Genomic DNA, 13,422 nt, shown 5'->3' with positions numbered 1-13,422 from the left:
TCTCCGCGCTTGAGCTGCGAACCCGCTTTCGGATTCAAATCAAACATGCCGTCGCCATCGGCCCGGGCAAGGCTGATGTGCTGCAGGGTATCGCCGAGACCGGCTCGATCGCCGAAACGGGGCGCCGCCTGGGTATGAGCTATCAGCGCGTGTGGTCCTTGGTGCAGGCGATGAATCGAGATTTCGTGGCGCCGTTGGTGAGCAAGCAACGCGGCGGCAGCCACGGCGGCGGCGCGCAGCTGACGTCACTAGGACAGCGGGTGCTCGCGCTGTATCGCGAAGTCGAGTCGCGCGCGCAGGCGGCCGTCGAGGAGCCCTTGGCCCAGCTGGTGCCGCTGATTCGGCCGGCTGCACCGACCGAATCAGACAATCCGCCCGAGCCTTCAGTGCCGTGAGCGCTGCGGCGCGCGTCACGCATCATGGCGTCGTGGAGGGGGCAGCGGTGGCCGGCTGCGGGACGGCTTCGCCGGCACTGACCTCATCGCGCCACTGCATATGCACCTGCCAGATGTCGTCGAGGCGGCGCATCAGGGCGTGCACCGCATCAGGCCAAAAATGCAAGCCCGATTGTTCCTGCAGCAATGCCAGGGCGCGCTCGCGCGGCCAGGCTGGCTTGTATGGGCGTGCGCTGGTCAGGGCATCGAACACATCCGCTACGGCCACGATGCGCGCCTCGGGGGCAATCGCCTCGTGCGCCAATCCATGGGGATAGCCGCTGCCGTCCCATTTTTCGTGATGCTGCAGCGCGATGATGCGCGCCATGCGCAGCAACGGGCTGGGGTCGTCGCCGATGATGTCTGCCCCCATCTGAGGATGTCGGCGCATCACTGACCATTCGTTGGCATCGAGTTTGCCGGGCTTGAGCAGGATCGCGTCGGGCACGCCGATCTTGCCGACATCATGCATCGGCGCGGCCGCCAACAGCGTGTCGCAGAACCGCGCGGGCGCACCCAAAGCCTCGGCTATCAGCCGACTGTAATGGCTCATGCGAATGACATGGCGGCCCGTTTCGTTATCTTTGAATTCGGCCGCGCGGCCCAGACGTCGAATCACCTCCAGCCGGGTACGCTCGACTTCCTCGCGCTGCACCAGAGCCAAATGGGTGCGAATGCGCGCGCGCAGCACTGGCGCGGAGATGGGCTTGGTCACATAATCGACCGCGCCCAATGACAGACCTGCGGTTTCGTCCTCGGCAGCGCCCAAGGCGGTGCAAAAGAGCACTGGAATGTCGCGGGTGGTCGGGTCGGCCTTCAGCGCCCGAATGACGTCCAATCCAGACATTCCCGGCATCATGACGTCAAGTACGATCAATCGCGGTTGCACCTCGCGCGCCCGTTCAATCGCTTCTGGGCCGCTGCGCGCGAAAAAGAGGCGATACTCGTCCTGCAGCACGCGCCGCAACAGCTGCAAATTGGCCGGCTCGTCGTCCACCAGCAGCAGCCGCGCGGCGGTATCGAACGCGTCCCAGGCGGCAAAGCCATCGGCAATGGTGGGAGTGTCGGACATGGGCGATACCCTTTAGTCGGATCGATCATCGGATTGTGGCGCGAGCCAACGCTGCAGCAAGCGCTGCGCCGCCTCGAAATCGAAGGCTTCCCACGCTGCACGCAGGGCCGCGGCATGTTCAGGGCAATGCTTGCCGAATTCTTGCAGGGCCGCATCATCCCATTCACCATGCCGACTGGCCGTTTGCAGCCGTTGCAGCAGTGCCTGTGGTGCGGAGCGGCACTCTGGCAGGCCACCGACCGCTGAGGACGCGGGGGACGGGGTGATTGGGGCCGAGGCGGTCGAGGCCAACCAGTCTTGCAGGGCTTGCCAAGCTCGGGCTGCAGCCTGCAGCGCGTCGGCGGGATAGGGTGGGTCGCTGGCCTCCAGCCGGCGTGCCGCTTGGGCCAGCGCCGGCAGGGCCAAATTGGCCGCCGTCCCGGCGATGCGGTGCCATTCGGCGCGCTCCCATCGCTCGGCCTCCGACCAGCGCGGCGCGAGCTCCGTCAGCCAGCTGTGCACTTGCGCCATCCAGTCCGCCCCCCACAATGCCATACCGCGTTGGGGATCGACCGCGCCGACGCCGTCGTCCGGCAGGGGGGCGCCGGTCAGCGCTGGCGGGCAGGACGCGGGCGCCGCCGGCTCGACGGCGGTTTGTCCGCAACGCTGCCTTCGCGCAGCGGCATCGGCCAGTGCTTGACGCAGGGCATCGGGGTCGATCGGCTTTTCCAGAAACCCGTCCATGCCCACGCGTTGAGCGGCAGCCCGGTCGCTGTCTTGTATGCTGGCGCTCAGGGCCCAAACGGGTATTGGCGCCCGTCCCTGAGCGCGTTCCCAGGCGCGCAGCCGGGCACAGGTTTCCCACCCGTCGAGTACCGGCATTTTCAAGTCCAGCAGCACCAGGTCCCAGGCGGTCGGATCGCTTTGGTAGCGCGCCAGCAAAGCCGCGCCATCGTTTTCGATGGTCGCCTGATGCCCCTCGCGCTGCAGCAGCAGCGCAAGCAGGGTGCGGTTCTGCTCCACATCGTCGGCGGCCAATATTCGCAGCGATGGGTGGGCGGCGGCCGGCGCGTCGGCGCGCGGGGCCTCTTGGGCAGCGCAGCGCTGCTGCGGCAGTGCGGTCAGCGGCAATGTCACCTCCACCCGAGTGCCCACCGCAGGCACGCTGCTCAACGCAATCCGGCCGTCCATCCGCTCCACCAGGCGTTTGACGATGCTCATGCCCAAGCCAGTGCCACCGTAGCGCCGCGCCGTGCCCGCGTCGGCTTGCACAAAGGGCTCGAAGATCGCCTCCTGCCGTTCGGGCGCGATGCCGATGCCGGTGTCCTCCACCCAGAGCAACAGCAGGGTGTCGCGCTGGGTTGCGCCAAGGTCGACACGGCCGCGCTCGGTGAACTTGATCGCATTGCCCAACAGGTTGGCCAAAATTTGGCGGATGCGGTCGGCATCGCCATCCCAGCAAAGCGGCAGCGTTTCATCCAGCTGCAGTCGCAAAGACAAGCCGCGGCGCGCCGCCAGCACGCCGTACTGGGATATCAAATCATGCAGCAGCCGATCGAGACGAAACGGCGCCGGTATCAAGCGAAACTCACCCTGTTCGAGCTTGGCCGCGTCAAGCAAGTCGTTGAGGATGCGCAACAGCCCGCGCGCGGCATCGCGAATGGCGCGTGCGGGCTCGCGCAGTTCGCCATCGGCCGCCAGCCGTTCGTGCAGCAGCTCGGCAAAGCCAACGATGGCGTTCATCGGCGTGCGGATTTCGTGGCTGACATTGGCAAAAAAGGCGCTCCGACTGGCCAGCGCCTGTTCCAGTTGTTGCGTGGCAACTTGCAGCCTTTGCAGTGCTTGAACGCGCTCGGTGACGTCGAAGACGAGTTTGAGCACCGCATAGACATGACCGCCGTCGTCGAGCAGCGGCTGGTACCAGCCCGAGATATGCACGATGCGTCCATCTTTGGTGCGGCGCGCAAACTCCCCCGGCTGCGCTTCGCCACGCCGCAACGCCGCCCAAAATGTCTCCAACTGCGTCGGATCCGTCTCTTCTGGCCAAACGATGCGGTGGGGTTGCCCGCGCAGCTCCTCGGGCTGGTATCCCAGCCAGGCGGCGAGTTGCGCATTGACTTCCACAAACACGCCATCGGGGTTCAGTACCGCTCGGCCCACCAGTCGATCGATTGCCGCTTGCAGCTGCCGCTCACGTTGCAGCGCCTGGTGTTCAACGGTGACGTCTTGCAAAAACAAATCCAGCACCGGCTGCGCATCACCCGCCCGCGCCGCGTGTCTGGAGGGATGCAACACCACTCGCACTTTCAGATGTCGCCAGCCGCGCGTCGCATGGCGGATGCGCGCGTGCAAATCGGTTTGAAAGCACTCGCCGCGCACCTGCGGCGCCAATTGCTCCAGCTTGGCTCGATCTTCGGGCGCGAGCAAATCCAACAGCGACCATTCGCCGCGCTCATACGCTTGTAGACTGCGGCCAGTGAGATCGGCCAGTGACGGCGATACGAGCAATCGATCGAATGTCCCGCCAGCGCGTACCCGCACGATCGCCCCGGGCAGATGTTCGATGATGTCGCGCAGCAGCCCTTCGCGTTCCCGCAGCCGGCGCGCCAGCGCACGGTAGGTCCAGATCCCCATCATGCCCCAGGCAAAGCCGATGGCGACCACCAACACGGCCGTCACGGCCAGCGCCAGTTGCGTTGGACGCTCGGACCAGCGCTCGAACTCGGCATCCACAGGCCCCAGCACCAAGGTGGCTTGCATCGCACTGTAGTGCATGCCGCTGACGGCCAAGCCCAGAAGGCAACCAGCGAGGGTGTGCACGGTGACGGCGCGCCAGGCGGTGTGCCGCTGCAGCCATGTGTGTGCCGACAAACCCAAGATCGCCAGAATCACGGCCACCGCGATCGACCAGGCGAAGCCCACAGGGTCGTAGCGCACTGCGCTTTCCATGCGCAGGGCTTGCATCCCGCTGTAGTGCATGGCGCCGATGCCTGCGCCCAGCCAGGCTCCCGCGGCGATCCGCCGGGCAGCGGAGGCTGCGTCGCCCCCGCTTGCTGGGAGATAGATTCGCAAGCCGATGGCCGAAGCGGCGATGCTCGGGATCATCGACAGTGCCGTGCCCAGCGGTTCGTAGCGCACGGGTTGGCAAAAATCAGTGGCCAGCATGCCGATGAAATGCATCCCCCATACGCTGATGCCCAGCGTCACGGCCGCCACTGCGTATGCGCTGCGCGCCACGGATCTGCTCAGCCGGTCGGCGCGGGACGCCAGACCTATCAGGTGCATCGCCGCTGTTGCGCCGGCACATGCGACCAGCACCGACAAAGTGACCAAAAACGGATCGTAGATCACCAGGGCCGCAGAGCCGGCGTCTTGTCGCCAGGCAAACCAGTCCGACCAACTCAGCCCCATGGCCGTCTCGCCTCAGCCAGACCGCCGTACGCGTCGCAACTCGTCGACGATCAAGCCGATCGCTCCGGCCGTGATCGCAGCATCAGCCAGGTTGAATGCCGGAAAGTGTCCTCCGGCAAACACCGGGGCCAGCCAGCGGAAATGCACATCGAGCATATCAACCACGTAACCGTGCACCAAGCGGTCGACCAAATTGCCAACTGCCCCGCCCAACAAGCAAGACAGCGAAAAAGCGAACAGGCGCTGTCGAGCGTGGGCACGCAACATCCACAGGATGAAGACAACGGCCGCGATACCAACTGCGGTGAAAAACCAGCGCTGCCAACCACCGGCATGGGCAAGAAACGAAAACGCCGCTCCCGGATTATGAACCCGAACGATATTGAAAAAGGATGTCACTGCCGTGACGTCGCCCGGACGGTACAAGAGCATGACGATGCCCTTGCTGATTTGGTCCAACAGCACGACCACGAATGCCAGGCCCAACCAGGCCAGCATGCTGCGCGAAGCGTTTTTGGTCATCGCAATCGCGGCTCAGGCAGCGCGGCGGATCTCGCCGCTGCCAAACAGGTTGTCCGTGCAACGCCGGCACAGGTGGGGATGCGCGGGATCGTGGCCGACGTCGGCGCGCCAATGCCAGCAACGTGCACATTTGGGATGCGGTGACGGCCTGACCTCAGCCGCCAAGTTGGCGCCGACCTGCAGCGTCAGCGCCGATACCAGGAAGACGAACTTCGCATCTTCGCCCAGCGTGGCCAGCAGCGCATGGTCCTCAGGCGGCAGGGTCAACGTCACTTCGGCTTGCAGAGACGGACCGATGCGCCCGGCCGAGCGCTCATCCTCGATCGCCTTGTTGACCGCATCGCGCACTGCCAAGATGCGCGTCCACTTCGCCAGCAGCGCCTCGTCGGGCGTGGGCAGCGGCAGATAGGTCTCGGTAAAGATGGAGGGCGAGCCGTTGACGGGCGTGCCGATCAGCGCCCACGCCTCTTCCGCGGTGAATGACAAGAAGGGCGCGATCCAGCGCAACATGGCGTGGGTGATTTGGTGCAGCGCGGTTTGGGCGCTGCGCCGCGCCAAGCTTTTGGCAGCGGTGGTGTAGAGCCGGTCTTTGAGCACGTCCAGGTAAAACGCGCCCAGATCCTCGGAGCAAAACACCTGCACCTTGGCCACCACGGGGTGGAATTCGTAAACATGGTAGTGCGCCAGGATCTCGGCTTGCAGCTGTGCCGTGCGCGCCAGCGCCCAGCGGTCGATCTCCAGCATCTGCGCTGCGGGCACTGCGTCGGACTGCGGGTCGAAGTCGCTGATGTTGGCGAGCAAAAAGCGCAGGGTGTTGCGCATGCGCCGGTAGGCATCCACCACGCGCGCTAAAATCTTGTCGTCGATGCCCAGGTCGCCCGAGTAGTCGGTCGCCGCTACCCACAGGCGGATGATCTCGGCACCGAGCTTGCCGCTGATTTCCTGTGGGGCCACGACATTGCCCAGCGATTTGCTCATCTTGCGGCCCTGCCCGTCCACGGTGAAGCCGTGGGTGAGCAAGCCGCGGTAGGGCGCCCGGCCATACATGGCGCAGGCCGTCAGCAGCGAGGCATGGAACCAGCCGCGATGCTGGTCGTGCCCTTCCAGATACAAATCGGCCTGCGGACCGCTGTCATGCCCTGCGCCGGCGTGGCTGCCCTTGAGCACCGTGGTGTGCGTGGTGCCGGAATCGAACCAGACTTCCAAAATGTCTTGGCTCATGTTCCAGCGCGTCGGATCGCCACTGTCACCAATGCGCCGCAAGATGTCGGCCGGTGTGAGCTTGCTCCACGCCTCGATGCCGCCTTGCTCCACCACCTCGGCGGCCAGGTCGATGATCTCGGGCGTGCGCGGATGTGGCTCGCCGCTGTCGACCTCCAGCAACAGGGGCAGCGGCACCCCCCAGCTGCGCTGGCGGCTGATGCACCAATCGGGCCGGTTAGCGATCATGTCGCGCAGCCGGGCGCGGCCGTTTTCCGGGTAGAACTGGGTGTGCTCGATGGCCTGCAGCGCCATCTCGCGCAGGGTGCGCGGCGCGGGATCGCTCGCAAAGATGCCGCGCGTGGCGGCCGTCGGGGCATCCATGCGCACGAACCACTGGGCCGCAGCGCGGTAGATCACCGGCGTTTTGTGTCGCCAGCAATGCGGATAGCTGTGTGTGATGGTTTGGCTGGCGAACAGGCGGCCGGCCTCGCGCAGCGAGTCGATGATCGCCGGGGCCGCCTCCCAGATGGACTGTCCGCCAAAGAGGGGCAGCTCCGGCGCATACACGCCATTGCCCTGCACGGGGTTCAAGACATCGGTCGGCGCCAGCCCGTGCGCCGCGCAAGTGTTGAAGTCCTCTATCCCGTACGCTGGCGCGGAATGCACGATGCCCGTGCCGTCGTCGGCGGTGGCATAGTCGGCCAAATGGACTGGGGCAAGCCGGTCGTAGCCCGGATGGACATGGGCCAGCGGATGGTGGAAGTGCAGCTTTTCCAACGCGCGGCCGGGCACGGTGGCCAGCACCGCCCCTTGCAGGCCGTAGCGCTGCAGGCAGGACTCGACCAGCGCCTCGGCCAGCACCAACAGGCCGCGCGGCGTGTCCACCAGGGCGTAGAGCAGCTCGGGGTTGAGGTTGAGCGCCTGGTTGGCCGGGATGGTCCACGCGGTGGTGGTCCAGATGACGGCAAAAATGGGCCGATCCTGCAGGCCAGTGGGGCTGGCGTGCGGCAGTCCGCTGTCGCGGAAGAAGGCTCGCAGCAGCTTGTGTGGCTCTGCGCACAAGAAGCCCACGTCCAGCGTTTGGCTCTGCTTGTCCGCATATTCGATTTCGAACTCCGCCAGCGACGAGCCGCAGTCGAAGCACCAGTACACGGGCTTGAGCCCGCGGTAGACGAAGCCTCGCTCCATGATGCGCTTGAAGGCGCGGATTTCCTCGGCCTCGTTGCGAAAATCCATGGTGCGATAGGGGCGCTCCCAGTCGCCCAATACGCCCAGGCGCTGGAAGTCGGCCATTTGCTGGGCGACCTGCTCGGCGGCAAAGGCCCGCGCCTTGGCCTGCATCTCGTCGCGGCTCAGGCCCCGGCCGTGCAGTTTTTCGATCGCGTTTTCGATCGGCAGGCCGTGACAGTCCCAGCCGGGGATGTACTGTGCGTCAAAGCCGGCAAGCTGGCGCGCCTTGACGATCATGTCCTTGAGGATTTTGTTGACCGCGTGCCCAATGTGAATCTTGCCGTTGGCGTACGGCGGGCCGTCGTGCAGGATGAACCTGGGCGCGCCGCGGCGCGCTTCGCGCAGGCGGCGGTAGATGCCTTTGGTCTGCCATTGGCGCACCCAGTCCGGCTCGCGCTGCGGCAGATTGCCGCGCATCGGAAAAGGGGTGTCCGGCAAATTGAGCGTGTGGCCGTAGTCGGGGGCCGGGGCGGATTCACGGCGATCAGTCATGATAAGCGGGAGGGCGTGGGGCCGTGCGCGGCAAACCAGGCCCGGGCATCGGCGCAATCCTGTGCGATGCCGGCGCTCAGGGCGGCCAGGCTGTCGTACCGGCGTTCGTCGTGCAGCTTGTGCAGCAGCTCGACGCGGATGATTCTACCGTAGGCCTCTCCGGCCACTGGGGCGTGCGCCAGGGCAGCGCGCACCCGCTCGGGCCAGTCCAGGCAATGGGTCTCCAGCAGCACGCGGCCGCCGTTGACGTCGTTGGGATTTAGCGAGGGGCGCACGCCCAAGTTGGCCACCCCGGGCAGCGGCGCGGCGTCGGGCGCCGGATCCAGTCCGTGCACCTGCACGACGAATATGCCGCTGGCAGCCGGCTTCCAGTGGTCAAAGCGCAGGTTGAGCGTACGAAAGCCGTCCCCGCGGCCGACAGCCGATTCACCGAGGGTGCGGCCCAATTTGCGCCCGTGCACCACATGGCCGCTGATGGCGTAGGGCCGACCCAACAGGGCGGCGGCGCGGGCCATGTCGCCAGCAAGCAAGGCATCGCGCACGGCGGAGCTGGACACCCGCATTCCGTGGACCTCATAGCTCATCATGCGCGCGACGTCGAAGCCCCGGGCCTCGCCCGCCGCATCAAGCAAGGCGTAGTCCCCGCGGCGCTGCCTGCCAAAACGAAAATCGTCGCCCACCAGCACATAGCGCGCCCCCAAAGCATCGAGCAGCACCTCGTCCACGAACGCTTCGGCCGACCGTTGCGCCAGCGCGTCGTCGAAGGGCAGGATCACGCATTCGTCGATTCCGCAGCGGCGCAGCTCAGCCAGCTTGTCGCGCAGCGTCGCGATGCGGGCGGGCGCCAGTTCCGGGCGGCGGTAGTGCTCGGCAAAAAAATCGCGCGGATGCGGCTCGAAGGTGACTGCGCACGATGGCAGGCCTCGGTGCCGCGCCTCGTTGATGAGCAGAGCCAGCATGGCCTGGTGGCCGCGGTGCACGCCATCGAAATTGCCAATGGTCAGCGCCCTCGGCACGGCGGGGCGCTGGCGCAGATTGTGCAAACCGTAGGTGATTTTCATGGTGAGCGGGCGGCTGTCATGCGTTCGTCGCCAAAGCGCGCTACTATGACACAGCCATGAAGGTGTTGAAGCTGACCGGGCAAGGCCTGCCGCAGGCGTGGTTGACGCTGGAGGAGGCCGTGCTGCACTACGCCGCCGGCGATGTGCGCTGGGTGGCGGGGGCCCACATTGCCACGTTTCGCGGCGGGCACAACGCGCGCACCGGTCAGCAGTCGGTGGTCGAACTGCACTCCATCATCGGTACCCGGGGTCAGGCGGCGATCAACCCCTTCGATATCGTGCCGTCGCTGTCCAACGCCAAATTGTTCGCGCGCGATCGCTATGTCTGCGCTTATTGCGGAGATCGTTTCGACGAGGCCCTGCTGACGCGCGAGCACATCCGGCCGCTCGCTCAGGGTGGGCGCGACCACTGGATGAATGTGGTGACCGCCTGTCGCGCCTGCAACCACCGCAAAGGCAACCGCACGCCCGAGCAGGCGCATATGCCCTTGCTCTACGCGCCCTACGTGCCCAGCTTGTGGGAGGACTTCATCCTGCGCAACCGCCGCATCCTGGCGGACCAAATGGAGTTTTTGATGGCGCACCTGCCGCGGCACTCCCGTCTGCACGCCTGACTCCCCGGCGCAAGGATCGCCCGCCCGGGTCGGACCGGGCTAGATCTGCGCCGCCGCACGCCAGCAGCGCTCATGGCACGGAAAAGCCAGTTACGATGGCCCCAGTGCGCAGCGCAGCGCAGCCCTGACCATCTCTAACTGCCGCGAAGGAGCCCCTATGCCGCACGCCCCCGCCACCGCCGCCGCAGGCGCCCAGCGCTGGCGTTTTTTCCATGCCGGCGGTGTGGAGCAGGTACGGCTAGACCATGCCGCCGACCTGTGGGCCCTAGCGGAGCTGGACCCCAAGCTGTGGGCGGCGCTGGCCTGCCCCACCGCGGGGCTGGCCATTGCGCCGGCGACGTTGGCCGCGCTCGACAGCGACGGCGACGGCCGCGTGCGGCTGCCCGATGTGCTGGCTGCCGTGCGCTGGGTGTGCCAGCGGCTGCGTGATCCGGCCCTCATTTTGAGTCCTGGCGATGTCTTGCCGCTGGCGGCGCTGACCGATGACGAAGAAGGGGCAGCGCTGCAGGCCGCTGCGCGCGAGCTGCTGGCGCGAGCCGGCCGCCCGGACGCCGAGGCGCTGCAGGTGTCGGACATGGCAGACCCGGCGCAGGTGTTCCCGCCGGGGTTGCCAAACGGCGATGGCGTCGTGCCGGCCGCTCTGGCCCGCGCAGAGGACGCAGGCTTGGCGGACTGGGTCGAACGGATCGCTGCCGCGTGCGGGGCGACGCTCGACCGCAGTGGCCAGCCGGGTATCGATGCCGATGCGCTGGCCATGTGCGAGGCCGACGTGGCCGCAGTGAGCGCGTGGCAGGCGGCACGACCGCCCGGTGATCCGCAGACGATGGCGGCGGCGCTGCATGCGGTGGATGCGGTGGCGGCGAAGGTGGAAGATCACTTCACCCGCTGCCGGCTGGCGGCGTTCGACCCCCGTGCCACCGCCGCGCTCGATTGGACGCCCGAGCAGGTACAAGCCCTGGCCAATCAAGCGCTCAGTCCGGATCGGCCCGAACTCGCCGCCTTGCCGCTGGCCCATGTGCAGCCGTCGGCCGTGCTGCCGTTGCGCGGCGGCATCAACCCCGCGTGGGCGGCGGCCATCGCCGTGCTGCGCGAGCAGGCCGTCACCCCGTTGTTGGGCGAGCGCGACACCCTGGAGGCCGACGACTGGGTGCGGCTATGCGAGCGCCTGGGGGCCTGGCGCGCGTGGGCGGCGGCACGCCCGGATACGCCGGTCGCCGATTGGGATGCTGATATCTTGGCCCAGTGGCGCGCCACCGATGTGCCCGCGCGCCTGCGAGCCCTGATGGCACTCGACCGCGAGGCGGTTGCGCTGGCGGACCGCTTGGACGCGCTGCAACGCCTGCTGCTGTGGCGTCGTGATTTGGGCATCCTGCTGCGTAACTTCGTCAATTTTGAAGACTTTTATAGTGGGGCGCAGCCGGCCGCCTTCCAGGCCGGCACGCTGTTCATCGACCAGCGCGAATGCCGGCTGTGCCTACCCGTGGCCGATGCGACCACCCATGCGCCGCTCGCTGCCTACAGCGGCTTGTATCTGTTGTACTGCCAGTGCGAGCGTGCCGGCGAGCCGGCGATGACCATCGTTGCCGCCCTGACCGCCGGCGATGCGCCGGACTTCATGGTCCCGGGGCGCAACGGCGTGTTCGTCGATCGCCAAGGGCGGGACTGGAGCGCGCGCGTGGTGCGCGTGGTGGAAAACCCGATCAGCATGCGCGAGGCCTTCTGGGCCCCCTACAAACGGATCGCGCGACTGATCGGCGAGCAGGTGCGCAAATTCGCCTCGGCCCGCGAGCAGGCGGTGCAGGCCCAGGCGAGCGAGCGCGTCGGCGCGGGGGCCGGGGCCGTGCAACGGCCCGAAGCCAAGCCGGTGGGGCAGCAGGCCTTTGACATCGCGCGCTTTGCCGGCATCTTTGCCGCCATTGGCCTGGCGCTGGGGGCGATCGGCACGGCGTTGGTGGCCGTGGTCACGGGCTTTATGCAACTGGCGTGGTGGCAGATGCCGCTCGCCGTGCTGGGCTTGATGGTCTTGGTCTCGGGGCCGTCGGTGCTGCTGGCGTGGCTGAAGCTGCGGCAGCGCAACATCGGTCCGCTGCTCGATGCCAACGGCTGGGCCGTGAACATTCGCGCCCGCATCAGCATGCCTTTCGGCGTGCGGCTGACTGCGCTGGCGACGCTGCCTCCCGGAGCGCAGCGCGGCGCGGCCGATCCAGATGCCGACGTGCCGTCAGCCTGGCGCTGGCTGGCGCCGCTGCTGGCGGCGTTGGCCGTGGGCGTGTGGGGGTGGCGCGCCGGCTGGTGGGGGGTTTGAAGCCCGGTTTATGTCCAGTCGTTCGGTTTTGCGCTGTCGGGGACGCGTTAGCGCCAGCCGCTACACTGCCGGGCTATGAGCGATGCTCCCCGATCGACCCTTCGCCCGCTGGTGATTCTGATTTCTGGCACCGGCAGCAACATGCAAGCCATCGTGCGCGCGGCGCAGGCGCAACGCTGGCGCGAGCGCTACGGCGCGTTCGTCGCCGCCATCATCAGCAACCGGCCCGACGCCAAAGGGCTGGCGTGGGCGGCTGGAGAGGGCCTGCCGACCGCAGTGCTGGACCACAAGGCCTACCCCAGCCGCGAGGCGTTCGATGCGGCGCTCGCGCAGGCGATCGCGCGCTTCGATCCCGACGCAACGGCGCGGGTGGTGCTGGCTGGGTTCATGCGCATCCTCACGCCCGCTTTCGTCGAACGCTTTGCGGGGCGGCTGGTCAACATTCACCCCTCACTGTTGCCGGCTTTCCCGGGGCTGCACACACACCAGCGCGCCATCGAGGCAGGCTGCCGCTTCGCCGGCGCCACCGTTCACCTGGTGACGGCGGAGCTGGACCAAGGCCCGATCCTGGAGCAGGCGGTGGTGCCGATCTTGCCCGGTGACACGCCCGAGACGCTGGCCGCGCGCGTGCTGACGCAGGAGCATTTGATCTACCCGCGCGCGATCGAGCGCTGGCTGCGCGAGACGGGCGGCTAGTGCCGCGCTGCGTACCAAAGCGCCCCGCCCCCCGCTACCAACGCGACCGCCGTCCAGCCGATTCGGTCGATGTGGCGGCGCAGCAGCGGCTCCATACGCGCGCCGCCCCAGCGCATCAGCGCGGCCACCAGATAGAAGCGCGCCCCCCGGCCGACGAGCGAGGCCAGCGCGAATGGCAGCAGCGGCATGGCCAGCGCCCCGGCGGCGCTGGGGAAGACCTTGGAGGGAATCCGCGAGAAGCCAGCGCCGAAGACCGCGCTGGCGCCCCTAGCGTCGAACCACGCCCCGGCGTGCTGCTCGGCGGGCCAGTCAGCGGGGCGGCGCCGCCGCGGGTCGCTGGCCGCGCCCGCCCGCCCGCCGAGGGGGTGGGCGGGCAGCGCCCCGGGCAGCGGGGGCCGGGGGG

10 protein-coding genes are annotated in these 13,422 nt (G+C 67.5%); 4 read left to right on the top strand and 6 right to left on the bottom strand.

From position 1 onward, the window contains the following. A partial coding sequence (locus P3W97_RS01100; protein WP_367184576.1) for a winged helix-turn-helix domain-containing protein occupies nt 1–395 on the top strand: 395 nt, incomplete at its 5' end. 22 nt (nt 396–417) lie between these two features. Here the strand turns inward: P3W97_RS01100 and P3W97_RS01095 are convergent. From P3W97_RS01095 to P3W97_RS01075, 5 genes are read right to left on the bottom strand one after another with little or no spacing between them, the layout of a single operon-like run. Next, nucleotides 418–1,506 carry an HD domain-containing phosphohydrolase gene (locus tag P3W97_RS01095; RefSeq protein ID WP_300843128.1) on the bottom strand — a complete coding sequence of 363 codons (1,089 nt, stop codon included), beginning with the start codon at nt 1,504–1,506 and terminating at the stop codon, nt 418–420. 12 nt (nt 1,507–1,518) lie between these two features. Next, nucleotides 1,519–4,896, bottom strand: coding sequence for an MHYT domain-containing protein (locus tag P3W97_RS01090; protein WP_300843127.1), 3,378 nt, complete (start codon nt 4,894–4,896; stop codon nt 1,519–1,521). 12 nt (nt 4,897–4,908) lie between these two features. Beyond that, a complete protein-coding gene (gene lspA, locus P3W97_RS01085; protein WP_300843126.1) occupies nt 4,909–5,418 on the bottom strand; it encodes a signal peptidase II in 510 nt (169 codons plus the stop codon). A gap of 12 nt (nt 5,419–5,430) precedes the next feature. Continuing rightward, nucleotides 5,431–8,343 (bottom strand): isoleucine--tRNA ligase, encoded by a 2,913-nt coding sequence (gene ileS, locus P3W97_RS01080; RefSeq protein WP_300843125.1) that lies wholly within the window; start codon nt 8,341–8,343, stop codon nt 5,431–5,433. Then, complete coding sequence (locus P3W97_RS01075) at nt 8,340–9,404, bottom strand: bifunctional riboflavin kinase/FAD synthetase (RefSeq protein WP_300843124.1); 1,065 nt, start codon at nt 9,402–9,404, stop codon at nt 8,340–8,342. Before P3W97_RS01075 ends, ileS begins: the two co-directional genes overlap by 4 nt. Before the next feature lie 56 nt (nt 9,405–9,460). Here P3W97_RS01075 and P3W97_RS01070 point away from each other — a divergent pair, with 56 nt between their 5' ends. The 3 genes from P3W97_RS01070 to purN all read left to right on the top strand — a co-directional run bounded on the left by P3W97_RS01070 (nt 9,461) and on the right by purN (nt 13,019). Then, nucleotides 9,461–10,018: an HNH endonuclease gene (locus P3W97_RS01070; protein WP_300843123.1), complete on the top strand. Its 558-nt coding sequence runs from the start codon at nt 9,461–9,463 to the stop codon at nt 10,016–10,018. 157 nt (nt 10,019–10,175) lie between these two features. Beyond that, nucleotides 10,176–12,323 carry a hypothetical protein gene (locus P3W97_RS01065; protein ID WP_300843122.1) on the top strand — a complete coding sequence of 716 codons (2,148 nt, stop codon included), beginning with the start codon at nt 10,176–10,178 and terminating at the stop codon, nt 12,321–12,323. A 75-nt stretch (nt 12,324–12,398) separates the two neighbouring features. Next, nucleotides 12,399–13,019 carry a phosphoribosylglycinamide formyltransferase gene (gene purN, locus P3W97_RS01060; protein ID WP_300843121.1) on the top strand — a complete coding sequence of 207 codons (621 nt, stop codon included), beginning with the start codon at nt 12,399–12,401 and terminating at the stop codon, nt 13,017–13,019. Here purN and P3W97_RS01055 read toward each other — a convergent pair. After that, a partial coding sequence (locus P3W97_RS01055; protein WP_300843120.1) for a hypothetical protein occupies nt 13,016–13,422 on the bottom strand: 407 nt, incomplete at its 5' end. The genes purN and P3W97_RS01055 overlap by 4 nt on opposite strands.

It is taken from the genome of Tepidimonas sp. (genome assembly GCF_029335975.1).
Classification (GTDB): domain Bacteria; phylum Pseudomonadota; class Gammaproteobacteria; order Burkholderiales; family Burkholderiaceae_C; genus Tepidimonas.
Note: the sequence above shows the minus strand (reverse complement) of the source record. Positions and strands in the feature narration are given on the sequence as shown.

Excerpts from the sequence above, each read along its gene's own strand:
- P3W97_RS01095 (WP_300843128.1), bottom strand. The coding sequence starts at position 1,506 with ATGTCCGACACTCCCACCATTGCCGATGGCTTTGCCGCCTGGGACGCG.
- P3W97_RS01065 (WP_300843122.1), top strand. The coding sequence starts at position 10,176 with ATGCCGCACGCCCCCGCCACCGCCGCCGCAGGCGCCCAGCGCTGGCGT.
- P3W97_RS01070 (WP_300843123.1), top strand. The coding sequence starts at position 9,461 with ATGAAGGTGTTGAAGCTGACCGGGCAAGGCCTGCCGCAGGCGTGGTTG.
- purN (WP_300843121.1), top strand. The coding sequence starts at position 12,399 with ATGAGCGATGCTCCCCGATCGACCCTTCGCCCGCTGGTGATTCTGATT.
- lspA (WP_300843126.1), bottom strand. The coding sequence starts at position 5,418 with ATGACCAAAAACGCTTCGCGCAGCATGCTGGCCTGGTTGGGCCTGGCA.
- ileS (WP_300843125.1), bottom strand. The coding sequence starts at position 8,343 with ATGACTGATCGCCGTGAATCCGCCCCGGCCCCCGACTACGGCCACACG.
- P3W97_RS01075 (WP_300843124.1), bottom strand. The coding sequence starts at position 9,404 with ATGAAAATCACCTACGGTTTGCACAATCTGCGCCAGCGCCCCGCCGTG.
- P3W97_RS01090 (WP_300843127.1), bottom strand. The coding sequence starts at position 4,896 with ATGGGGCTGAGTTGGTCGGACTGGTTTGCCTGGCGACAAGACGCCGGC.